1 protein-coding gene is annotated in these 376 nt (G+C 58.4%); it reads right to left on the bottom strand.

What is annotated here, in order from left to right:
• On the bottom strand, positions 1-376 hold a 376-nt coding region (locus AC1DJO_RS29910; RefSeq protein ID WP_477974140.1), incomplete at both ends, for an IS3 family transposase.

Below are 376 nucleotides of genomic sequence, written 5' to 3'. Positions count from 1 at the left end.
TGGCGACGGCTGCCCATGAGATAATTTCCCGGTCAAACGCATCGATAATGAACGCGAGACGAACCACCTCGCCATTCCAGCAAGTGAACTCAAGCCCGTCCGAGCACCAGCGGAGATTAGACCGCATCACCATGACCTTGCCGTCGTGGACACGACCAATTCGCACCGCCGTGTGTTTCTCAAGGATCATGGCGTGATTGGCCATGATGCGATGCACTCGCYTGCGATTGACGACGGGCAGATCGGCGGCTCGCCGCTGCCTGTTGAGAAGGGCAGCGATCCGCCGATAGCCATAGGTCGGCCGAGCATCCACGAGTTTACGAATGGCAGGCAGCAGCTCGGCATCATCCGCTTTGAGATATGATCCACGCGGCTT

Source organism: Rhizobium sp. 05N430 (genome assembly GCF_056396985.1).
Note: the sequence above shows the minus strand (reverse complement) of the source record. Positions and strands in the feature narration are given on the sequence as shown.